At 65.4% G+C, this 22,060-nt stretch carries 16 protein-coding genes; 12 read left to right on the top strand and 4 right to left on the bottom strand.

What is annotated here, in order from left to right:
• Positions 1-9 precede the first annotated feature (9 nt).
• Genes ACN5W5_RS07660 through ACN5W5_RS07640 form a run of 5 tightly spaced genes read left to right on the top strand, consistent with a single transcriptional unit; the run spans position 10 to position 7,197 of the window.
• Entirely contained in the window at positions 10-1,164 is a 1,155-nt protein-coding gene (locus ACN5W5_RS07660; RefSeq protein WP_420047933.1) for an acyl-CoA dehydrogenase family protein, read from the top strand.
• Positions 1,165-1,178: 14 nt separating this feature from the next.
• Positions 1,179-3,155, top strand: a complete 1,977-nt coding sequence (locus tag ACN5W5_RS07655; RefSeq protein ID WP_420047932.1) for an acetyl-CoA carboxylase biotin carboxylase subunit — start codon at positions 1,179-1,181, stop codon at positions 3,153-3,155.
• A 19-nt stretch (positions 3,156-3,174) separates the two neighbouring features.
• Complete coding sequence (locus ACN5W5_RS07650; protein ID WP_420047931.1) at positions 3,175-3,954, top strand: enoyl-CoA hydratase/isomerase family protein; 780 nt, start codon at positions 3,175-3,177, stop codon at positions 3,952-3,954.
• 25 nt (positions 3,955-3,979) lie between these two features.
• Complete coding sequence (locus ACN5W5_RS07645; protein WP_420047930.1) at positions 3,980-5,551, top strand: acyl-CoA synthetase; 1,572 nt, start codon at positions 3,980-3,982, stop codon at positions 5,549-5,551.
• A gap of 56 nt (positions 5,552-5,607) precedes the next feature.
• Entirely contained in the window at positions 5,608-7,197 is a 1,590-nt protein-coding gene (locus tag ACN5W5_RS07640) for an acyl-CoA synthetase (RefSeq protein ID WP_420047929.1), read from the top strand.
• Positions 7,198-7,237: 40 nt separating this feature from the next.
• Here ACN5W5_RS07640 and ACN5W5_RS07635 read toward each other — a convergent pair whose 3' ends face one another.
• The 3 genes from ACN5W5_RS07635 to ACN5W5_RS07625 are packed head-to-tail and all read right to left on the bottom strand — an operon-like array spanning position 7,238 to position 11,348.
• A complete protein-coding gene (locus ACN5W5_RS07635; protein ID WP_420047928.1) occupies positions 7,238-8,002 on the bottom strand; it encodes a crotonase/enoyl-CoA hydratase family protein in 765 nt (254 codons plus the stop codon).
• Between the two features lie 11 nt (positions 8,003-8,013).
• Positions 8,014-9,198, bottom strand: a complete 1,185-nt coding sequence (locus ACN5W5_RS07630) for an acetyl-CoA C-acyltransferase (RefSeq protein WP_420047927.1) — start codon at positions 9,196-9,198, stop codon at positions 8,014-8,016.
• A gap of 44 nt (positions 9,199-9,242) precedes the next feature.
• Positions 9,243-11,348 carry a 3-hydroxyacyl-CoA dehydrogenase NAD-binding domain-containing protein gene (locus tag ACN5W5_RS07625; protein ID WP_420047926.1) on the bottom strand — a complete coding sequence of 702 codons (2,106 nt, stop codon included), beginning with the start codon at positions 11,346-11,348 and terminating at the stop codon, positions 9,243-9,245.
• Between the two features lie 242 nt (positions 11,349-11,590).
• Between ACN5W5_RS07625 and ACN5W5_RS07620 the strand changes: the two genes are divergently transcribed.
• The 7 genes from ACN5W5_RS07620 to ACN5W5_RS07590 all read left to right on the top strand — a co-directional run bounded on the left by ACN5W5_RS07620 (position 11,591) and on the right by ACN5W5_RS07590 (position 19,599).
• Complete coding sequence (locus tag ACN5W5_RS07620) at positions 11,591-12,745, top strand: C4-dicarboxylate TRAP transporter substrate-binding protein (RefSeq protein ID WP_420047925.1); 1,155 nt, start codon at positions 11,591-11,593, stop codon at positions 12,743-12,745.
• A 70-nt stretch (positions 12,746-12,815) separates the two neighbouring features.
• Positions 12,816-13,352 carry a TRAP transporter small permease gene (locus ACN5W5_RS07615; RefSeq protein ID WP_420047924.1) on the top strand — a complete coding sequence of 179 codons (537 nt, stop codon included), beginning with the start codon at positions 12,816-12,818 and terminating at the stop codon, positions 13,350-13,352.
• Between the two features lie 19 nt (positions 13,353-13,371).
• Positions 13,372-14,679, top strand: coding sequence for a TRAP transporter large permease (locus tag ACN5W5_RS07610; RefSeq protein ID WP_420047923.1), 1,308 nt, complete (start codon positions 13,372-13,374; stop codon positions 14,677-14,679).
• A gap of 642 nt (positions 14,680-15,321) precedes the next feature.
• Entirely contained in the window at positions 15,322-15,945 is a 624-nt protein-coding gene (locus ACN5W5_RS07605; protein ID WP_420047922.1) for a tyrosine-type recombinase/integrase, read from the top strand.
• A 549-nt stretch (positions 15,946-16,494) separates the two neighbouring features.
• Positions 16,495-17,622: a hypothetical protein gene (locus tag ACN5W5_RS07600; protein WP_420047921.1), complete on the top strand. Its 1,128-nt coding sequence runs from the start codon at positions 16,495-16,497 to the stop codon at positions 17,620-17,622.
• Positions 17,623-17,646: 24 nt separating this feature from the next.
• The gene (locus tag ACN5W5_RS07595) at positions 17,647-17,790 is read left to right on the top strand and encodes a hypothetical protein (RefSeq protein ID WP_420047920.1); all 144 of its coding nucleotides are present in this window, start codon (positions 17,647-17,649) and stop codon (positions 17,788-17,790) included.
• Positions 17,791-17,814: 24 nt separating this feature from the next.
• Positions 17,815-19,599: a hypothetical protein gene (locus tag ACN5W5_RS07590; RefSeq protein WP_420047919.1), complete on the top strand. Its 1,785-nt coding sequence runs from the start codon at positions 17,815-17,817 to the stop codon at positions 19,597-19,599.
• 1,022 nt (positions 19,600-20,621) lie between these two features.
• Here ACN5W5_RS07590 and ACN5W5_RS07585 read toward each other — a convergent pair.
• Entirely contained in the window at positions 20,622-22,049 is a 1,428-nt protein-coding gene (locus ACN5W5_RS07585; protein WP_420047918.1) for an efflux transporter outer membrane subunit, read from the bottom strand.
• Between the last annotated feature and the right edge of the window lie 11 nt (positions 22,050-22,060).

Raw genomic sequence — 22,060 nt, 5'->3', positions numbered from 1 at the left:
AATCCCGACATGCATTTCACGCACGAACACGAACAGATCCGCGCCACGATCCGGCGCTGGATCGACGAGAAGGTCAATCCCCATGTGGATGAATGGGAAGAGGCGGAGATCTTTCCGGCCCACGAGCTGTTCCGCCAGATGGGTGAACTGGGCCTGCTGGGCCTGAACAAGCCGGTCGAATACGGCGGCATGGGCCTGGACTATGCCTATGGCGCCCTGCTGGCCGAGGAGCTGGCGCAGATCAACTGCGGCGGCATCCCCATGGCCATCGGTGTGCAGACGGACATGTGCACCCCGGCCCTGGCCGAGCGCGGCAGCGACGAGCTGCGGGCCGAGTTCCTGGCGCCGGCCATTGCGGGCGAGTACGTCGGCTGCCTGGGGGTCTCCGAAGTCGGCAGCGGCTCCGATGTGGCTTCCATCAAGACCACCGCGCGCAAGGACGGTGGCGACTACGTCATCAACGGCGGCAAGATGTGGACCACCAACGGCACGCAGGCCGACTTCTGCTGCGTGCTGGCCAACACCTCCGACGGCCCGGTGCACAAGAACAAGTCGCTGATCGTGGTGCCGATGAAGACCCAGGGCGTCGAGGTGGCCAAGAAGATCCGCAAGATCGGCATGGACTCGTCCGACACCGCGCAGCTGTTCTTCGACGAGGTGCGGGTGCCGCAACGCTACCGCATCGGCGAGGAGGGCATGGGCTTCATCTACCAGATGGAGCAGTTCCAGATCGAACGCCTCTGGGGCGCGCTCAACACCACCGCCTTCGCCCAGCGCGCCATCGACATCACCATCGAATACACGCGCGAACGCAAGGTGTTCGGCAAGCCGCTGCTCGACAACCAGCTGGTGCACTTCAAGCTGGCCGAGTTCCAGGCCGACGTGGAGGCCGTGCGCACGCTGTGCTGGCGCGGTGTGGACATGGTCGTCAACCGGCAGGACGCCACGTATGTGGCGACCATGGCCAAGCTCAAGGCCGGCCGCCTGGTGCGCCAGGTGACCGACGGCTGTCTGCAGTACTGGGGCGGCATGGGTTTTGTCAGGGAGAGCCTGATCTCCCGCCTCTACCGCGACATGCGACTGCCCTCCATCGGCGGCGGTGCCGATGAAGTCATGCTCCAGATCCTGTGCAAGAACATGGGCATCTTCCCCAAGGCCTCCTGAACACGATTCCCGAAATGAGCGCACCCACTCCATTCCACAAGATTCTTGTCGCCAACCGTGGCGAGATCGCCCTGCGCGTCCTGCGCAGCGCGCGGTCCATGGGCTACCAGACGGTGGCGGTCTACTCCACCGCCGATGCCGGCGCACGCCATGTGCACGAGGCCGACCAGGCCGTCTGCATCGGCGAGCCGCTGCCGGCGCAGTCCTACCTGCGCATCGACGCCATCATCGAGGCCGCGCGCCTGACCGGTGCCGACGCGGTGCACCCGGGCTACGGCTTCCTGGCCGAGAACGAGAACTTCGCCCGGGCCTGCCGGGAGGCCGGCCTGGTCTTCATCGGCCCTTCGCCCGAGGCCATCATCGCCATGGGCCACAAGGCCGGTGCCAAGACGATCATGATGGATGCCGGAGTGCCCTGCATCCCCGGCTACCAGGGCGAGGACCAGAGCGAAGGCCGCCTGCTGGCCGAAGCCGAGCGCATCGGCTTCCCGGTGATGATCAAGGCCACCGCCGGTGGCGGCGGCCGCGGCATGCGCCTGGTGCACACGGCCAGGGAGTTCCCGGACCTGCTGCGCAGCGCGCAGTCCGAAGCGCAGAACGCGTTCGGTGATCCCGAGGTCATCCTGGAGCGGGCCATCATGGAGCCGCGCCACATCGAGATCCAGATCTTTGCCGACCGGCATGGCAACGCCATCCACCTGGGCGAGCGCGACTGCTCGGTGCAGCGGCGCCACCAGAAGGTGATCGAGGAGGCGCCGTCGCCCGCCGTCGACGCGGCCCTGCGCGAGCGCATGGGCGCCACCGCCGTGGCCGCCGTCAAGGCCATCCGCTACGAAGGCGCCGGCACGCTGGAGTTCCTGCTCGACCAGCAGGGCAACTTCTACTTCATGGAGATGAACACCCGGCTGCAGGTCGAGCATCCGGTGACCGAGGCCATCACCGGCCTGGACCTGGTGGAGCTGCAGTTGCGCGTGGCGGCCGGCGAGGCGCTGCCCCTGCGGCAGGAGGACGTCCGCTTCCAGGGACATGCCATCGAGGTGCGCCTGTGCGCCGAAGACGTGGGCAAGGGGTTCATGCCCCAGAGCGGCACCATGCTGCTGTGGCACGCGGCCGAACAGCTGCGCGTGGAACAGGCCTTGCGCACCGGGGCCGAGATCCCGCCGTACTACGACTCGATGATCGCCAAGGTCATAGCCCACGGTGCGACCCGCGACGAGGCGCGCCGGCGCCTGCTGCTGGGCCTGCACCAGACGGTGGCACTGGGCGTGACGACCAACCAGGTCTTCCTGGGCAGCTGCCTGCGCCACCCGGTGTTTGCCGCCGGCGAGGCCACCACCGCCTTCATCGCCAGCCACCAGGACGCGTTGCTGCAGGTGGACACGGTGACCAGCGAGCGTGCCGTGGCCCTGGCTTCCCTGCTGCTGTTCGAGACCGCCAACCAGCACCCGACACGCGCCGGCCTGCGCCGGCTGGCGCACTCGCTGCCGGTGGGCATGCGGCTGGAGATCGATGGCGCCAAGCACAACGTCCAGTTCACGCAGAGCGGCGCGCACCGTTTCGACATCCAGGTCGACGGCCGCCAGCACGCCATCGACCTGGTCGAGATCACGCCGCACCAGATCCGGGTGGTGTTCGACGGCGTGATGGAAAGCGCCATGTTCCTGCGCGACGGGCCGCAGCTCCTGATGCACTACCGCGGCCAGCCGGTGTCCGTGCACGACCACACCCGCAGCGCCAGCGAGCGCGCCAGCGAGGGCGGCGGCGACGGCAAGGTGCGCGCTTCGATGAACGGCCGCGTGGTGGCCGTGCTGGTGGCCGAGGGCGACCAGGTCGAGGCCGGCCAGCCCTTGGTGACGCTGGAGGCCATGAAGATGGAGCACGTGCACCTGGCACCGGTCAGCGGACGCGTCAGCGCGGTCAGCGTGGGCGTGGGCGAACAGGTCACGCTGCGCCGCGTGCTGGCCGAGATCGACGTGCCCGCCGCGGCCTGAGCGCGACAAGGAGGACACCATGAGCGATACCCCCGAAGTGCTGCTCGAACGCCGCGGACAGGCGTTCTGGATCACCATCAACCGCCCGGAAAAGCGCAACGCCCTGCACGCTGGCGTGATCGAGGCCATGCGCGAGGGCATCCGCCGCGCCCATGCCGATCCCGAGGTGCGTGCCATCGTGCTCACCGCCGTGGGCGACAAGGCCTTCTGCGCCGGTGGCGATCTGCAGCCGGGCAAGGGCTTTGCCTTCGATTTCTCCAAGCCCAGCATCGACTACGCCGACCTGTTGCGGGACGCGCAGAACGCCACGCTGCCCCTCATCGCCCGCGTCAACGGCACCTGCATGGCCGGCGGCATGGGCCTGCTGTGCATGGTCGACATGGCGATCGCCGCCGACCATGCGCTGTTCGGTCTGCCCGAGGTCAAGGTGGGCGTGTTCCCGATGCAGGTGCTCAGCCTGCTCAAGGACCTGGTGCCGCGCCGCCTGGTGCGCGAGTGGGCACTGACCGGCGAGCCGGTCAGCGCGCAGGCGGCGCTGGACGCCGGACTGCTGAACAGCGTGGTGCCGGCGGCCGAGCTCGACGCGAAGACCGACGGGCTGATCGCGCGCCTGGTGGACAAGTCGCCCACCGCGATCCGCCGGGGCAAGTACGCCATGCGCGCCATCGACGCCATGTCTTTCGACGAGGCCATCGCCTACACCGAGAGCCAGATCGCCCTGCTGGCCATGACCGAGGACGCCAAGGAAGGACTGGCCGCCTTCAACGAGCGTCGCAAGCCGGTATGGACCGGCCGCTGACCCACCTGTCGACCGGAGACTGCCCATGAGCATCCAACCCCAGTGGCCCGGGTCGCGGGCCGGCGTGCCCAGTCCGGTGCTGGGTCTGGCCGTCTGGCTGCGTCGCGTGGCCGAGCGCTATCCGGCCCGTGCCGCCCTCAGCTGTGACGACATCACCTGGAACTACGCCGAGCTGCAGGGGCGCGTCGAGGCCATGGCGGCCGTGCTCGCCGGCCACGGCGTGCGGCCGGGAGACCGCGTGGGCTACCTGGGTTTCAACGACCCGCTGTTCCTGGTGTCCCTGTTCGCATGTGCCCGCCTGAACGCCATCTTCGTGCCGCTGAACTTCCGCCTCGCCGGACCGGAAATCGCATTCATCGCCGGTGATGCCGGTGTGGGCATCCTGCTCGCGGACGCGCACCACCGGCCGGTGGTCGACAGCATCCGCGATGGCCTGGATTGCCGGCACTACCTGTCGGTCGACGGTGCCGCGCCGGGCTGGGACGCCCTGCCGGCGCTGGACCGGGTGCCGGCCGGCGTGCCGCCCGAGGTGCCGGTGCAGCCCGACGAGGTCGCGCTGATCATGTACACCTCGGGCACCACCGGCCACCCCAAGGGGGCCATGCTCACGCACGGCAACTTCTGGACCAACAACCTCAACGGCATCCTGAGCAACGGCCTGCGCTGCGAGGACGTGGTGCTCAACTTCGCGCCGCTGTTCCACGTGGGCGGCCTGTGCTCGGTGTCGTTGCCGGCCATGCAGGCCGGGGGGCATCTGGTGCTGCACCGTGCCTGGGATGCCGAAGCCGTCATGCGCGACATCGGACGCTACCGCGTCAGCGTGACTTTCGCCGTGCCGTCGATGCTGCTGTTCATGAGCCAGCATCCCGGTTTCGCGGACGCGGACCTGTCCAGCCTGCGCACCATCGCCGTGGGCGGTGCCCCCATGCCCGTGCCGCTGCTGCAGCGCTATGCCGAGCGCCATATCCCGGTGAACCAGGGTTTCGGCATGACCGAGACCACGGCGACGGTCAGCCTGCTGGTGCCCGAACGTGGCATCGACAAGCAGGGCTCGTGCGGCACGCCGGCTCTGCTGACCGAGGTGTGTCTGAAGGACTTCGACGGCCGGGCCATCGCCGAACCGCATGTGAAGGGCGAGCTGTGCGTCCGTGGCGGCAATGTGATGAAGGGCTACTGGAACCGGCCCGACGCCACGGCGGCCGGCTTCGATGACGAGGGCTGGTTCCACAGCGGCGACGTCGCTTACGTCGACGAGGACGGTTTCTACTTCATCTGCGACCGCCTCAAGGACATGGTCATCAGCGGTGGCGAGAACGTCTATCCGGCCGAAGTCGAGAGCGTGCTGTACCGCCACCCCGCCATTGCCGAGGTGGCCGTCATCGGCGCGGCGGACGAGCGCTGGGGCGAGCGTGTGGTGGCGGTGGTGGCGCTCAGGTCCGGTGCCAGCCTGACACTGGAAGAACTGCAGGGCTTTGCCCGCGACGGCCTGGCCGGCTACAAGCTGCCGCGCGAACTGCGCCTGGTCGATGCCTTGCCGCGCAACCCGACCGGCAAGGTGCTCAAGGCGCGCCTGCGCCAGATGCCCGCACCGTCCTGATCGCCCCCGGAAACAGAAACCAGAACAGAAACCAATACAGAAACCCAGGAGACAGCATGAACACCACCGCGCCACACGCGCTGACCGACGGATTCGGCGGCGTGCCCGCACCCCTGCCCAAGATCGGCATGGGCCAATGGTTCACGGAACGGGCGCTGCGCGACGGCCAGCGCAAGGCCCTGACCTTCGAGGGCGAGACCTGGACCTACGCCGACATGCTCGAGCGCATCGACCGCATGGCCGGCGCCCTGCAGGCCGGTGGCGTGCAGACGGGCACGCGCGTGGGCTACCTGGGCTTCAACCACCCGATGTTCTTCGTGGCGCTGTTCGCGTGCTCGAAGATCGGCGCCATCTATGTGCCCCTGAACTTCCGCCTGGCGGGACCCGAGTTCGAGTACATCATCAACGATGCCGGCGTCCACACCCTCATCGTCGACCAGGACCACATGGCCGTGATCGGGGCGGTGCGCGACCGGCTCAGCTGCTCGCGCTACCTCTGCGCCTTCGGCGACGCCGACGATGCCGCCCGCTGGCCATCGGCCGAAGCGGCCATGGCCGCCGCGACACCGGTGCGCCAGGCGCACCAGCCGCACCAGGACGACGTGGCGGTCATCATGTACACCTCGGGCACCACCGGCCGCCCCAAGGGGGCCATGCTCACGGCCGGCAACTTCTGGTGGAACCATGTGAGCGAGCTGGTGATGCTCGACATGCGGCCCGACGATGTGCTGCTCACCTTTGCGCCGATCTTCCACATCGGCGCGCTCAACGTGCTCACGCTCACCACCTTCCTCAAGGGCGCGCACATCGTCCTGCACCGCAGCTTCGATCCGGCGCTGGCGCTGCGCGACATCGCCCGGTACCGGGTGAGCACGATGTTCGTGGTGCCGGCGATGCTGCTGTTCATCAGCCAGCACCCGGACTTCGCCAGCGCCGACACCGGCTCGGTGCGGTTCATCATGTGCGGAGGGGCGCCCTGTCCCGAGCCCTTGCTGCTCCTCATGGACCAGCGCGGCATCCTGGTGCAGCAGGGCTATGGCCTGACCGAGACCGCCGCCATGGCCACGGCCCTGTCCTCCGAATGGGGTGCCCGGAAGATCGGCTCCGTCGGCTTCTCGCCGCTGCTGACCGACGTGCGCATCGTGGCCGCGGACGGCCGGGTGGTCGACACGCCGCAGGAGCGCGGCGAAGTCTGCGTGCGCGGCATGAACGTCACCCGTGGCTACTGGAACCAGCCGCAGGCCACCCGCCAGGCCATCGCCGACGACCACTGGTTCCGCACCGGCGATGTGGGCTACTTCGACGAACAGGGCTTCTTTTACATCTGCGACCGCGTCAAGGACATGATCATCAGTGGCGGCGAGAACGTCTACCCGGCCGAGATCGAGAGCGTCCTGTATGCCCATCCGTCCGTGGCCGAGGTGGCCGTGATCGGCGCGCCCGATCCGCAATGGGGCGAGACCGTGGTGGCGGTGGTGGCGCTCAAGCCGGGCTGCAGCCTGAGCCTGGATGAAATGCGCGATTTCACCAGCGAACGGCTGGCCCGCTACAAGGTGCCCAGGCAGCTGCGCATCGTCGAAGCCCTGCCGCGCAACCCGACCGGCAAGATCCTCAAGTACAAGCTGCGCGAGCCGGCCGCCGCCTGAGCGGGTTGCCCGTCCGGGCATCCGGACGGGCCTCCTCCGGTCAGCAACCGCGCCAGACCGGTGCGCGCTTCTCCGCAAAGGCGCGCGCGCCTTCCAGGGCATCTTCCGATTGGCCGATGGGATCGGCCAGCGGCGCCTGGCGGGCGAACATGTCATCTTCCGCCCAGGTGGCCGACCGCACCACGATCTGCTTGCTGGTGCGCACCGCCATCGGTGCCTGGGCGGCAATCCGCCCGGCCAGCTCCAGCGCCTGCTCCAGTGCCTGGCCCGGTGGCGCGAGGCGGTTGACCAGGCCCTGGGCCCAGGCGCGCTGGGCCGGCAGCAGGTCGCCGGTCAGCGCCATCTCCATGGCCAGGAAGTAGGGCAGGCGGCGGGGCAGGCGCATCAGGCCGCCGGCCGATGCCACCAGGCCGCGCCGGACCTCGGGCAGCCCGAACTGGGCGTTCTCGGCCGCGACGATCAGGTCGCAGGCCAGCGCCAGTTCAAAACCGCCGGCCACCGCATAGCCCTCGACCGCGGCAATGACCGGCTTGGCCGGCGGGCGCTCGGTGAGGCCGCCAAACCCGCGCACCGGGTCCCAGGGCCGCTCGCCCCGGGTGAAGGCCTTGAGGTCCATGCCGGCACAGAAATGGCCACCGTCACCGGTGAGGATGGCGACGCGCCATCCGTCCGTGTGCTCGAACTCGTCCATGGCGGCGGCGATGGCCTGCGCCAGCGAGCCCGTCATGGCATTGCGGGCCTGTGGCCGGTACAGGTGGAAGATGCGCACGTGCCCGCGCGTTTCGAGCCGGAGTTCGTCGCTCATGCTCGCCGCCATCAGGCGACTTCGAACAGGCCGGCCGCCCCCATGCCGCCACCGACGCACATGGTCACGACCACGTACTGTGCACCCCGGCGCTTGCCTTCGATCAGGGCGTGGCCGACCAGGCGGGCGCCGGTCATGCCGTAGGGGTGACCGATCGAGATGCCGCCGCCGTTGACGTTGTACAGCTTGGGATCGATGCCCAGGTGGTCGCGGCAGTAGATGGCCTGGCAGGCAAAGGCCTCGTTGAGTTCCCACAGGCCGATGTCGCCGACCTTCAGGCCATGCCGCTGCAGCAGCTTGGGAATGGCGTAGACCGGGCCGATGCCCATTTCCTCGGGTGCGCAGCCGGCCACGGCCATGCCGCGGTAGATGCCCAGCGGCGAGAGCCCGCGCTTTTCCGCCAGGGCACGGTCCATCACCACGCAGGCCGAAGCGCCGTCGGACAGCTGGCTGGCGTTGCCCGCGGTCACCACGCCGCCGTCGAGCACCGGCTTGAGGCTTTGCAGGCCTTCCAGCGTGGTCTCGGGGCGGTTGCCTTCATCGCGCGCGATCGTGATCTCGCGGTAGCTGACCTGCTCGGTGGCCTTGTCCATGACCGCCATCTGCGTCGTGATCGGGACGACCTCGGCATCGAGCCGGCCGGCCTGCTGGGCAGCGGCGGTGCGCTGTTGGGACTGCAGCGAATAGGCGTCCTGCGCTTCGCGGCTGATGCCGTACTTGCGGGCCACGAACTCGGCCGTCTGCAGCATGGGCATGTAGGCGTGTTCGGCCTTGGCGATCACGGCCGGATCGGCCTCGGTCGCGACCCATTTCATGTAGGCGTTCTGCACGGCGGAAATGTTGTCCTGGCCACCGGCGGCGACCACGTCCATGCCATCGACCATCACCTGCTTGGCCGCGGTGGCGATGGCCATCAGGCCGGAGGCGCACTGGCGGTCCATGGTCTGGCCAGCCACCGTCAGCGGCAGGCCGGCGGCGATCAGCGCGTTGCGCGCGATGTTCATGCCGGCGGTGCCCGCGGTCAGCACCGAGCCGATGACGACGTCCTCGATCTCGGCGGCATCGATGCCGGCGCGGTCGACGGCATGGCGCAGGGCATGCGCCATCAGGGTCGGTGACTTGGTGTGGTTGAACGCGCCCTTGTATGCCCGACCGATGGGGGTGCGGGCGGTGGACACGATGACGGCTTCTCTCATGATGGCTCCATATAGGGGTTGTGAATCAGGAACGGCGCGGGAGGTCAGGACCGCGAAAGGCGACCGCCTTCGCTGGCCAGGCGGCGCAGCAGCGGGCTCACGGTCCAGTAGCCGAAAGGGTTGCCGCGGGTGGCGGCGTAGTGGTCCAGGCGTTCCACCACATGCTTCAGCCCGCGTTCGTCGGCCAGGAACATCGGGCCGCCCTGGTGGTCGGGAAAGCCGTAGCCGGCGGTCCAGACCACGTCGATGTCGCTGGCGCGGTAGGCGATGCCTTCCTCCAGGATGCGGGCGCCCTCGTTGACCATGCTGTAGATCAGGCGTTCGATGATCTCGCTGTCGCTGATGTCGTCGCGCCGGGCGATGCCGTGCTGCGCCGCCAGCGCATCGCAGGTGGCCTGCGTGTCGGGGTTGGCCAGCGGCGTGCGGCCTTCGTAGCGGTAATAGCCGGCACCGGTCTTCTGGCCGAACTGGCCCTGCTCGAACAGCTTGCGGACCACCACGCGGTAGGTCGGGTCGGGCGGCAGGCCGCCGGCCTTCCCGTACTCGATCACGGTCTTGGCGCCGACGTCGATGCCGGCCATGTCGAGCATGCGGCAGGGGCCCATGGCCAGGCCGAGGCTCTCGATCGCCTGGTCGACTTTCGCTGGCGTGGCGCCTTCGAGCAGCAGGAACTCGGCCTCGCGCATGTAGACCTCGGCCATGCGGTTGCCGATGAAGCCATAGCAGACGCCCGAGACCGCGGCCACCTTGCCGATGCGCCTGGCCAGCTGCATCACCGTGGCCAGCACGTCGGGTGCGGTCTGGGCGCCGCGCACCACCTCCAGCAGGCGCATCACGTTGGCCGGGCTGAAGAAGTGGGTGCCCAGCACGTCGGCGGGGCGACCCGAGGCCTGCGCGATCGCGTCCACGTCCAGGGTCGAGGTGTTGGTGGCGATGATGGCGCCCGGACGGCAGACCTCGCCCAGCCGTTTCGCGATCTGCTGCTTCAGGGCCATGTTCTCGAACACGGCCTCGATGACGATGTCGCAGCTGCCCAGGTCGGTGTCCCTGAGCGAGGGCGTCAGGCGGGCCAGGCGGCGGTCGCGCTCCTCGGCGCTCAGGCGTCCCTTGCTGACGGTGGCGTCGTAGTTCTTGCGGATGATCCCCATGCCACGCTCCAGGGCTTCGGCCGAGGCCTCCACCAGCACGGTGTCGTAGCCCGCATTGACGAAGCACATCGCGATGCCGCCGCCCATGGTGCCGGCGCCCAGCACGCCCACCTTCTGAACCGGGCGCAGCGCCAGGTCGCGCGGCAGGCCGGGGATCTTGTCGGCGGCGCGTTCGGCAAAGAACAGGTGGCGCATGGCTTTGGAGGTGCCGGAGCGCAGCACGCGGCCGAACCAGTCGGCCTCGATCCGCTCGCCCTGTTCGAAGGGCAGGGTGGCCGCGGCCTGCACGCAGGACACGATGGCTTCGTGCACCGGGTACTGCGGCTTGGACCTGGCGGCTGCCATCGCCTTGTCGAGGAGACCCCCGGGCAGGGATGACGGGTCGACCGTCAGGGCGCTGGTGCGCCGCGGTGTGGCGCCGGCTTCCGCGAGCGCCTGTGCCCGCGCCAGGGCGGCCTGCAGCGGCGCCCGTTCGCTGATCTCGTCGACGATGCCGGCCGCCAGCGCGTCCTGTGCGCCGACCATGCGGCCGCTGAGCATCATGTCCAGCGCACGCTCGGCACCGGCCACGCGGGGCAGCCGCTGCGTGCCCAGGGACCCCGGGATCAGCCCCAGCTTCACCTCGGGCAGGCCCACGCGCGTGCCCGGGCTGGCCACGCGCCAGTGGCAGGCCAGCGCCAGCTCCAGGCCGCCGCCGAGCGCGGTGCCGTGCAGGGCCGCCACCACCGGGCGCGAACAGGCCTCGAGCCTGGCCAGGAAGGCGTTGTAGGGCGCGGCGCTGAATGCCGGGTCTTCGAATGCGGCAATGTCACCGCCGGCGACAAAGGTGCGGCCCTCGCAATGCACCACCAGGGCCTTGAGATCGGCCCGCGCCTCGAACGCGGCCAGGCCGTCGATCAGGCCTTGCACGGTGGCGGGCGAGAGCGCGTTGACAGGTGGGTTGTCGATGACCAGGACGCCGATGGCGCCTTCGGATTTCAGGGTGACGGGTGATGAGGACATGGTGGTTCCGGTCAAGGTTGATCGATGAGCTTAGAGGGCGGGGCTGCGCATGTCTTGCGCCCAGTGGTCGGTCGCCTTGCGCGCACACCCCGGTAAAACCCGACCCTCCTCCAGCCAATAGACGCAAGACGGACGGGGGGTGCGTCAAGGACCATTGCGGTGTGTCTGGTGTTGGACATGCTGTCATGTTCGTGATCGTTCTCTGCCGGTGTCTGGTGCCGGCGTCCATGTAGGAATCTCCCATGCAACTGATGAAAAAACTCCTGGTGACCGGGGCTGTAGTCGCCTCGCTGGCGGTGGGCTCGATGAGTGCCCAGGCGCGCGATCTGCGTTATGCGATGGGCTTCCCGCCCGGCTCCGATTCGGACAAGGCGGGTCAGGAATACGCGGCCACGCTCAAGAAGCTCAGCGGTGGCGATCTCAACGTCAAGATCTATCCGCTGTCCCTGCTGAACTTCGCGGAGACCTCCGCCGGCCTGCGCGACGGCATCACCGACATCGGTTACCTGCTGGCCCCCTATTTCCCGTCCGAGTATCCGCACTTCAACCTGCTGGCCGAGTCGTCCATGCAGCTGCTCACCATGGACGAGCGCGTGCGCGGCAAGGAAGGCATGGCCTACGTGGGCGCGCTGACCGAGTTCGTCTTCACCAAGTGCCCCGAGTGCATGAACGAGTTCGGCAAGCAGAACCAGGTGTTCACCGGCGCGGCCGGCAGTTCACCCTACTACCTCAACTGCAGCAAGCCGGTGCGCAACGAAGCCGAGCTCAAGGGCAAGCGCCTGCGCGTGGCCGGTTCGCACTGGTCGCGCTGGGCCCGTGCCATGGGTGCGCAGCCGGTGACGATGTCGTCCAATGAAGCCCTGGAGGCGCTCAAGCAGGGCGTCGTGGACTGCGTGGTCGTGTCGATCCCCGAGCTGACCAACCTCGGCCTGATGGAAGCCGTCAGCGACGTGACCGTGGGCGTGCCCGGCGGCATTTTTGCGGGCACCGGCATCTCGCAGGTCAACACCAAGGTCTGGCGCAGCCTGAGCAAGGAGCAGCGCCAGGCCATGCTGCGCGCCGGCACGGTCATGCCCGCCTACATCCCTTACGTCTACCACCAGCGCGAGAAGGAAGTCCTGGCCATGGTGACCAAGAAGGGCGGCAAGGTGCACCAGGCCGATCCCGCGCTGCTGCAGAAGACCCGTGAATTCGCCACCCAGGACATGAAGACCATCGTCGATTTCTTCGCCAAGACGCACGGCGTCAAGCGTGGCGAGGAGATGCTGGCCCAGTTCCGGCCGGTGCTCGAGAAATGGGTCGGTCTGGTCCAGAAAGTGGACAGCCGCGAGAAGCTCGCCGACATCTACTGGAACGAAATCTTCTCCAAGGTCGACGTGAACACCTACGGCATGTGACGGTGGACGTGCGGCCTGCGTGCAGCAGGCCGCAGGTCGCCGGTGCAATGGCCGTCCAACCCCATCCGCTATGAAAACACTCGGCAGACTGCTCTCCCGGGTCATCGACTCGATGACCGTGATCTCGGGCCTGGCCATTGCGCTCATGATGATCCACATCACGCTCGACGTGGTGATGCGCAATTTCTTCAACTACCCCTTGCCGGGCACCATCACCATCGTCTCCTACTACTACATGGCGATCACGGCCTTCATGCCGCTGGCGTTCGCCGAGCAGAAGTCGGCCCACATCTCGGTGGAGGTGATCACGGAGCAGATGCCCAAGGGTGTCCAGCGGCACCTGGCCGGCTGGATGCTGCTGTTCTCCGCGGCCGTGTTTGCACTCATGACCCTGCGTTCCTGGGAAGAGGCCGTCAGCAAGTACGGCATCAAGGCGTCCATCGTCCAGGGCGAGGACAGCCTGCCGGTCTGGCCGACCTACTTCCTGCTGCCTCTGGGCTGCCTGCTCATGTTCCTGGTCGTGGCCTACAAGTTCATCGTGTACCTGACCGGGCAGGCGTCCGGACTGGACACCGAGCGCGCCGCACCCACCTCCGACGCCGACTGAACGATACGGAAAACCCACTATGTCAGACGTACAAGTCGGCCTCATCGGCATCGGCCTGCTGCTTTCCCTCATCACCCTGCGGGTGCCGATCGGGGTCTCCATGATCACCGTGTCCTTCGCCGGCATCTGGTACCTGATGGGCTGGAACGTGGCCTGGGGTGCCCTCGGGGTGATCCCCTACCAGTTCTCGACCAACTGGGTGCTCAGCTCGGTGCCCATGTTCCTGCTGCTGGGCTTTGTCTGCTACCACACCCGCCTCACCGAGGGCCTGTTCCGGGCGGCGCGCATGTGGCTGTCCGGCGTACCCGGCGGCCTGGCCATTTCCGGCATCCTGGGCTGCGCCGGCTTTGCTTCCGTCTGCGGTTCGTCGGTGGCGTGCTCGGCGGCCATGGGGCGCATCGCCGTGCCGGAAATGATGAACCAGCGCTACAGCGCCGAGCTGGCCACGGGCACCGTGGCAGCGGGGGGCACCATCGGCGCGCTGATCCCGCCCTCGATCATCATGATCCTCTACGGGATCATCGCCCAGACCTCCATCACCGACCTGTTCCTGGGCGGCGTGACCATCGGGCTGGTCACCATGGTGAGCTACATCCTGGTGATCATCCTGCGCGTCAAGCTCAACCCGGATCTGGCGCCCTCGGTCAACGAGGCCATCCCGTTGTCGCAGAAGATCGCGGCGCTCAAGGACGTCTGGCCCATCGTGCTGGTCATGATCGGCATCTTCGGCGGGCTGTTCAGCGGCATGTTCACACCCACCGAGGCCGGCGCGATCGGCGCCTTGCTCTCGTGCGTCGTGGCCCTGATCGCGCGGTCGATGACCTGGGAGCGCTTCAAGAACGCCATCCTCGAGACCCTGCTGACCACCACCAGCCTGCTCATCATCGGCATCGGTGCGAGCCTGCTGCAGCGCTTCCTGGCGCTGTCCGGCGCGGGCACCTACATCTCGGAGCTGATCATCGGCCAGAACGCCGACATCGTCTGGGTGCTGGCGGGCATCGTGCTCATCTACCTGTTGCTGGGCATGTTCCTCGAACCCATCGGCGCCATGCTGCTGACCCTGCCCATCGTGCTGCCCATCATCAACTCGGCCGGACTGAGCCTGGTGTGGTTCGGCGTGGTCCTGACCAAGCTGCTGGAGATCGGCATGATCACCCCGCCGGTGGGCATGAACGTGTTCGTGATCAAGGGCGTGGTGGGCAACCTCATATCCACCACCGGCATCTTCAAGGGCATCATGTGGTTCCTGTTCGCCGACTTCGTGGTGCTGGCGCTCATGATGTGTTTCCCCGATCTGGTGTTGTTCCTGCCTGCGCTCGCGAGATGATCCCGACGGGGACCATCGTCTCCGTCAGGGTCGGGTTCCGCGCAGGGTCGCCAGCACTGTGCGTAAAAACAATAAGGTCAGTCGCTGCTCTCGTCGCCAGGTCCTTGACCTGTATGGGGCGGCCCACCGAGCGAAAGCCAGTCTCGATAATTTGGCTTGGACGGCAACCCATGTTCGCAAGCACGACGCACGTCCCTCGCCCGTGGTTGATTGGGGGTGTTTGACCTGTCCCCCACCAGCCGGGCCGCGGATCCCTGTGACCGCCGTGCCTCATGCCACCGCCATTCGGGCCAGCCCTGGCCACCGGGAGCAACAGCAGCTTCGTGGCCATCCGCGTGACACTGCCTTGCAGCACCCGCCAACTCCAATCGCTGCATCGCTGCTCTCTCGTCCTCAATGCCAGTTTCAGGCTGGTTGCTGTCGGTGATCTAGCACGTCTGAATGTCGGCAGCCGAGACCATCAGTCATTCCAAGGATGAACGGGTCGAGCGACCGCTGCACCTCCGAAAGCGCAGGTTCGCCGCCGCGCTCAATCGTAGTTACCTGTGCCGGTGGACTGCGCTTTTCGGCCTTGACGCAGCGCAGTGTGTCGGTACCTCACAAGCGCATGCTTTGGGACCCTCAACTCGATGGGAGACCATCATGGAAACCTCAGGAAATACTGTTCATCACGAGCCGTGGAACAAGGGCAAGATCGTTGGACAAAAGGCGCCCTTCAAGGTCAAAGACATCTGGGCTCTACGCGTACGACTTCAGATGGAAGGGCGGATCCGCGAGCTCGCGCTCTGCAACCTCGGCATTGACAGCAAGCTGCGCGGATGCGACCTCGTCGCGCTTAAGGTCCGTGACGTTTCTCATGGAGACCAAGTGGCCACGCGCGCCATCGTCATGCAGCACAAGATCAAGCGCCCAGTCCAGTTCGAGATCACGGGGGTTACCAGAGAAGCCCTGCAGGCATGGATCAAGCAGGCTGCACTGAAATCAGATGACTTCCTCTTCCCCAGCCGGCTCCACGAGTCACCTCATTTGGGGACCCGGCAGTACGCTCGGATACTTGGGCACTGGGTGGATGAACTTGGTCTGGATCGTTCCGAATACGGGACCCATTCGATGCGAAGGACCAAGGCGACGTTGATCTATCGACGCACCAAGAACCTCCGAGCTGTGCAGTTGCTGCTCGGGCACTCCAAACTGGAATCTACCGTGAGGTATCTGGGTATCGAGGTCGACGACGCTCTTGAAATCTCCGAACTGACGGAGATCTGAGGTGGTCATCGGAGGCGGCCTTTGCTCCGGCACCGGGGCGGCCGCCTTCAAGGGCCGCTATGTGGAGTCTGTCAGGGCCAGTGCTTTCGGCCAACAGTGGCCGTCACTCTGCCGGTGAAGTAATCGTTCAACGTCGAGGTTACCGGAGCTGCGCAGCTCTATCGCACAGCTACCTAGCCGCGCCACCTAGTCGAGCGCGTGGCTCACGTAGACCAAGGTGATATCGAGTTCGCGGTGCAGGCGCTCCAGGTAGGGCATGAACTCGTTCTTGCGTGCCAGGTCCAGCGCAGCTGCAGAAGCTAAAGCTCACTGCACCGCCATGGCGGTCGGCGTCGACATGGTGACGCTCTGAGATTTTCGAACCCGTCTTTTCGTGGCCCGTCCAGCGATTCGGTCACTAAGGCTCGACGTGTAGTTCTTCCCGCACAAATTTCCCCTCCATTTGCGCGCCAGCGCAATCGAATGCGTGACCAATGTTTTCGACTGTAACAATCGCCTCGAATTTGTTCACATTCGGTGGCCAAAAGTCTTTCGTTTTCAGGGAGTTTCATGGAATCCGCTTCTCGCGTGGGGCAACGTGCGCCCATTGTTTTTCTCGGTCTGGTTGCGCTCCTCGCGCTGGCCTCTTGTGGCACCTTGACTGGCATCCCCGCCCACGGTGGCGGCAAACGCTTTGCCACCGAACAACGCCTGGTGTCGGCCAGCATCCGGGCCGCGCTCAAAGATATCGACGTCACCGCGCTCAGGGGTAAGCGTGCAGCCCTGGTGTTCGACCTGGTGGCCGACGAAGGCGGCGGCAGCCTGTCGGGTGGCCGCTGGACCCCGGGCCTCTTGTTCAGCGCGGGCAGTGTGCTCAGCCCAGTGACCACCACCAACAGCGCCTTCCAAGTGTTCAACCTGGCCGAATCGGGTGGCAACTACAGCAACAGCGGCTCCAGCGGTGGCACCACCACCGCCAGCACTACACTGCAAAACGGCAGCAACACCAACAGCGGCAGCAGCACCCAGCAGAGCGACTCCAGCAGCAGCGGCACCACCACCAATACCAGCAACACCACCAACGCCGGCACCAGCTCGGGCACCAGCACCAGCACCACCGGAGGCACCGCCACCAACAGCAACTTCAACCAGACCGACAACAGCACCAACGCCACCACCGGCAGCGGCACCAACACCCAGGACACCAGCACCACCGGCAGCGGCACCAACAACAGCACCGGCAGCAACAGCGGCTCCAGCAGCACCACCTCGACCAGCAGCAACAACGGGGGCAGCACCGCCCGGGGCGGTTTCAACAGCCAGCGCCAAACGGTCAGCCAGACTCCCAGCGAAACCACCAGCGTGACCGAAGGCATCCGGCGCGAACACATTGCCACACTGCAATACAAAGGCTTGGGCGACTACCAGAACTTCAACGTGCCCAAGAGCGATGCCAGCCTGCTGATGGGGCTGGTGCGCAACTACCTGCTGTTCAGCGGCGTCATTCCCACCACCCCGACCGACCCCAACGCCGAGGTGCTGGTCTACATCACGGTGGACATCTTTGGCACCGTGCGCAGCCGCTTCGATGCGCTGGTCTACAACAACGAAACCGTCAAGGCAGAAACCAGCTTCGAGATCAGCGCCTTCGACCGTGCGGGCAACCTCATCATGCGCCCCCAGGTGGCCAATCGGTAGTCGCGGTACCGCGAGCACTACCTCATGTGGGCCGGCCCTATCACCACAAACGAGCGCGTCAGCCAGGGCCAGGGACTGCTGGTCGATTTCACCGACGTGGACGGCAGCAAGACCAGCTACAACGCTGCCGCGCCCGTTGAGCGCAGCCATTTGCTGGGCAAGAACTGACACATCGACAAGAAGGGGGAAAGCATGAAAGACCAGACGCACGCAAAGGCGGGGTCAAGGCAACGAACACCACGCCGGTGGTTGTTGACCGCGGCGCTGCTGGCAACAAGCACCACGGCGCTGGCCCAGTACGGTGGGTATCACTACAACCACCTTGGACAACTGGTGGACCAGCGTGGAACCAATGTCAACCAGCATCAGGAGCTGCACGACCTGCTCAACCCAAAGTTGTGGACGACGGGCGCGGTGGCGGTGTCCAACACCGTGGACCCGAACTTCACGCAGGCCACACTCACCAACATCGAGGCCGCCATGGTGGTGACACCTGATCCGGGCGAGCTGGCCATGAGCCGTCTCTACCTCACGCCGACGAACCCGTACACCGCTGGTACAGGGTTGATATCGGGTGCCCCACCAGCGGACAACCACACGCACTATGAACAGATTCTGCTGGACGCCAGTACCGGGGGGTACCAATCCACGCTCAGCGGTGCCTACATCGCCAAGACGTCCCCGAGTTCATCCAGCAAAATCTTCAACCGGGGGTTCCACTCCTACGAAGCCAGTCCCAAGTTCCTGGCGGCCAAAGAGGCCGCCGGTGGCCTGGGCGGGGGCATCGTGTTCTTCGTCAACCAGAGCGCCGAATCGTTTGCGCACCTGAGGGTGCTCTCTGGCAGCAACATGTTCATGACCGCCTATGTGCGGCCCTACGCCGGTGCAGCCATTGCTCTGGGCGGGCAGGTGGTGCTCAATCAGCAGCACAACACCAACGCAGCCTTGGACACGAACCAGTACGGTCCGGCGTTTGTAGCGGGGGTCGGTCAGATTCAAGACCAGACGCTGAACAGTGGCAACGAGGCGGGGTTCTGGCTGACAGGCTCGGGCGGCACCACGGGAATTTCTTTTTGGGAGGATGGTTCACCCAACTCGATTCGAACGACCTATGATCCCAACGCCCAATTCCATGTACACACGCATCTTGGTAACACTGGTCCCTCATTGCAGGACATGTTGACATCAGCCCAATATGGATTGCCAGGCGCAGTCTACAGTGACAATGGCAGCTACGCCTACGGGTTTCAATTGGAGGGGGGTATTCTACCCACGACGGATGGTGTATTAATATTTAATGACAGGTGGGGTACGAATGGGTATCCGGGAATAGAATCTACTCGCGTACCAAGTGGGCCAACACGTGGTTCGGTTATGCTGGGTTGGACTGGCGAAGTCACTTTGGGGCAAGGCCTGCAAGGCACTGGCGCAGTGGTGGCTGGATTTGATGATCGTGGGAATTTGAATGTTGGTGTATATGGGAGTGGGCAGGTTACTGGAGGCTATCTTGGCGGTAGTGGACCTGTCGTTGGAGCTTCAAGTACAGCGTTGAATACAGGGACGAACAAAAACCCAGTGGCAACGACAAACGTTGGGATTGTTGGAGCTTCTGGATCGCTTTCTATTGATCTTAGTAACCCTGGCAATGTCTCTGGAGTACGAGGTGGTCCAGCTGTAATGGTTGGAGCAAGCATTGGCGTTGGAGTTGAAGGCACCGCGGCAACAACTGCTATCAGTGGGCAGACCATGGACTCCATAACCAATAGCATTTCTTCCGCCTGGGGAGCGTATGGAAGCACCCTTGGTGCAACCTACGGCAACACAAATAATAGTGGCTCCAGCCAGAATTCAAGTGCAAATGTTGGCGCAAATGGTTCAGGCGCAGATTCGGGGCGCAACTCCGGCTACAGCTCTGGAAGTCCGAGTAGCAGCAACAATCCGGCAAACTCAGGCAGTTTTGGAAGTCCGGGATATTGATGGGTTTTATTGGCTTCTTGCCTTTAATGACTGCATCATAATCTTTGCAGCTTTACTCCTTCATAAAATCTTTTGTGATACTAAATTAATCGGTAATACCTATGTATATTGCCCTCGTAATCGTCGCTTTTTTTGGATTATTGTGTGCAATCATATTTGCTCAGGCTCGATTATGTGGATGGAATAACTTGCCGAATGAAAGTCGGAAAATAGCAGAAATTGAGAGCGAGAGATGGCGATTTTCATCTATTGCAATCTCCCTAAACAAAGGCATCTATATTAGTCTTCGGAGTGCATGTAGTGTGGTTGTTGGCAAGGCGGGAATATCGCTTCATCCACATTTCCCGGCTTTGATTGGATTTCACAATGTTTCACTACCATGGGATAGTGTAAGTTCTTATACACATATTTCCGATCGAAAGCCGAGAGTCATCCTTCATGTAATGGATAATAAGTATCGAATCGTTTTTTTAGGCAAGCCGGCAGAAGCGATATTAAAGACGCTCCGTAGTCGCGGAGCGCCAATCTACTCGGGCGCCATTTAGGAAAGATGTTTAATACCCGTTGAGTCATCGATGGTTTGAAGGACTGAGTGGGTCAACAATCACACCATGATGAAAGTAGCCGAAATAGGTTGAACCTGAGCGCGAAGCGCACGCGCAAAGCGGTGTTCCTAGAGCGCCTTCAATCCGTTCCGCCACGTTTGCAATAGCCGGTTCTGGATTCGGAGCCAGATGCCCGCTCAGGGTCGGCAACACCAATCCAGGTGACGGTGAAGCGGTCGCTGGCGCGGCACCAGCCGGATGGCGGAAGTCCTATGACCGCAGTACCTCGGACAGCCGCCTTTCAGGCGATCGCCGGTTGCTGTACCCAACAGCCGCTTCGTGACAGTCAGCGTGAGCACACCTAGCAGCACCCACCGGCTCCAGTCGCTGCAAAGCCGTACATGGAAATTCGAAGGTCGCTTCAGGCGGTGTGCTGCCGATGACCTGGCTAGCGCCTGTCGTCGATGCGCACCATGCTCACCCGGGCGCCGCTGACCCACCGGCGGTTCCCCACCCGCCGCCGATGGCGCGAACCAGCCGCACCGTGGCTTGCTGCTGCGCCGCTTCCACGCGTTGCGCCTGGCGGCGGTTGAACAGTTCGTTGCGGCGCGCGTCCAGTAGCTCCAGCTGGCTTACCAGACCGTTGCGGTAGCGCCTCTCCGAAATCGTGCTGGCGCGCTGCGCGGCACCCACGGCGCGGTCTTGGGCCTGCGACTGCAGCTGCAGCAATCGCAGGGCCGAGAGCTGGTCTTCCACTTCGCGCAGCGCGTTGAGCACCTGGCCGCGGTAGTTCGCAGCCGCCGCATCGAACTGCGCCTGCGAATCCAGAACACCGACCTCGCGCCGCCCGCCGTCGAACAACGGCATGGACAGCAGCGCGCCCACCCCCCAGGCGCGCACGGACCACTTGAAGAGATCGCCCAGCTCGGGCGACGCGAAGCCCGCCGTACCGGTGAGTGAAACACTGGGAAACCACGCGGCCTGTGCAACGCCCACGCGGGCCTGCGCGGCCAGCAGCGAAGCCTGCGCGGCGGCCACGTCGGGCCGGCGCGCCAGCACGGTGGCGGGCACGCCGGCCGGAATCACGGGCAGTGTGCGCACCGTCATGTCGGGCGTGAGCGCGAAGCCGGACGCCGGTTCACCCAGCAGCACCGCCAGCGCGTGTTCAAGCTCCGCGCGCGCGCGGTCCAGCGCAATCACCTCGGCCTCGGTGGCAGCGAGTTCGGTCTCGATGCGGATCACGTCCAGTTCGGCCACATCGCCCGCCTCAAAGCGGCGTTGCGTGAGGCGCAGGGTGTCGGCGTAGGCCGTGGCGGTGTCCCGGATCAGTGCACGTTCGGCGTCGGTGGCGCGCAGGGCCAGGTAGGTCTGTGTCACCTCGGCCTGCACCAGCAGGCGCGTGCTTTGCAGCAACGCCTCGCGCGATTGCGCGTCGAGCGAAGCGGCGTCCTGGGCGCGCGACAAGCGCCCGAACAGGTCAGGCTCGTACGAGAGGTTTAAGCCGGTCTGCAACAGCGTGGCTGGAGTCGATCCGCTCGCGGTGTTGGCACCGGCTCCGCGGTTGGCGGTGGCGCCCACACCGATCTTCGGCGCGCGGTCGGCTTGCGCACCGCGCACCAACGCGCGGGCCTGGGCCAGGCGGGCCGCGGCTTCCTGGATGCCGGTGTTGTTCGCGCCGGCGCGCTCGACCAGCTCGTCGAGCACTGGGTCGTTGAACGCCTTCCACCAGGTGCCGCGGCTCTGCGCCTCGGCGGGCTGGGCGATGGTCCAGTGCTCGTTCTGGCGCTGCTGCTCCTTGAACTGCGGTGGCGTCGGAATCGACGACGGCAGCGGCGGCAGCGCGGTGGCGCAGCCGGCCAGGAAGAGGGCGGCGGCCAACGGCAACAGGTGATGGAGCTTCTTCATGGTGTGCACCT

The organism is Hydrogenophaga sp. ZJX-1 (assembly GCF_048590325.1).
Lineage (GTDB): Bacteria > Pseudomonadota > Gammaproteobacteria > Burkholderiales > Burkholderiaceae_C > Hydrogenophaga.
Note: the sequence above shows the minus strand (reverse complement) of the source record. Positions and strands in the feature narration are given on the sequence as shown.

Excerpts from the sequence above, each read along its gene's own strand:
- ACN5W5_RS07660 (WP_420047933.1), top strand. The coding sequence starts at position 10 with ATGCATTTCACGCACGAACACGAACAGATCCGCGCCACGATCCGGCGC.
- ACN5W5_RS07655 (WP_420047932.1), top strand. The coding sequence starts at position 1,179 with ATGAGCGCACCCACTCCATTCCACAAGATTCTTGTCGCCAACCGTGGC.
- ACN5W5_RS07650 (WP_420047931.1), top strand. The coding sequence starts at position 3,175 with ATGAGCGATACCCCCGAAGTGCTGCTCGAACGCCGCGGACAGGCGTTC.
- ACN5W5_RS07645 (WP_420047930.1), top strand. The coding sequence starts at position 3,980 with ATGAGCATCCAACCCCAGTGGCCCGGGTCGCGGGCCGGCGTGCCCAGT.
- ACN5W5_RS07640 (WP_420047929.1), top strand. The coding sequence starts at position 5,608 with ATGAACACCACCGCGCCACACGCGCTGACCGACGGATTCGGCGGCGTG.
- ACN5W5_RS07635 (WP_420047928.1), bottom strand. The coding sequence starts at position 8,002 with ATGAGCGACGAACTCCGGCTCGAAACGCGCGGGCACGTGCGCATCTTC.
- ACN5W5_RS07630 (WP_420047927.1), bottom strand. The coding sequence starts at position 9,198 with ATGAGAGAAGCCGTCATCGTGTCCACCGCCCGCACCCCCATCGGTCGG.
- ACN5W5_RS07625 (WP_420047926.1), bottom strand. The coding sequence starts at position 11,348 with ATGTCCTCATCACCCGTCACCCTGAAATCCGAAGGCGCCATCGGCGTC.
- ACN5W5_RS07620 (WP_420047925.1), top strand. The coding sequence starts at position 11,591 with ATGCAACTGATGAAAAAACTCCTGGTGACCGGGGCTGTAGTCGCCTCG.
- ACN5W5_RS07615 (WP_420047924.1), top strand. The coding sequence starts at position 12,816 with ATGAAAACACTCGGCAGACTGCTCTCCCGGGTCATCGACTCGATGACC.
- ACN5W5_RS07610 (WP_420047923.1), top strand. The coding sequence starts at position 13,372 with ATGTCAGACGTACAAGTCGGCCTCATCGGCATCGGCCTGCTGCTTTCC.
- ACN5W5_RS07605 (WP_420047922.1), top strand. The coding sequence starts at position 15,322 with ATGGAAACCTCAGGAAATACTGTTCATCACGAGCCGTGGAACAAGGGC.
- ACN5W5_RS07600 (WP_420047921.1), top strand. The coding sequence starts at position 16,495 with ATGGAATCCGCTTCTCGCGTGGGGCAACGTGCGCCCATTGTTTTTCTC.
- ACN5W5_RS07595 (WP_420047920.1), top strand. The coding sequence starts at position 17,647 with ATGTGGGCCGGCCCTATCACCACAAACGAGCGCGTCAGCCAGGGCCAG.
- ACN5W5_RS07590 (WP_420047919.1), top strand. The coding sequence starts at position 17,815 with ATGAAAGACCAGACGCACGCAAAGGCGGGGTCAAGGCAACGAACACCA.
- ACN5W5_RS07585 (WP_420047918.1), bottom strand. The coding sequence starts at position 22,049 with ATGAAGAAGCTCCATCACCTGTTGCCGTTGGCCGCCGCCCTCTTCCTG.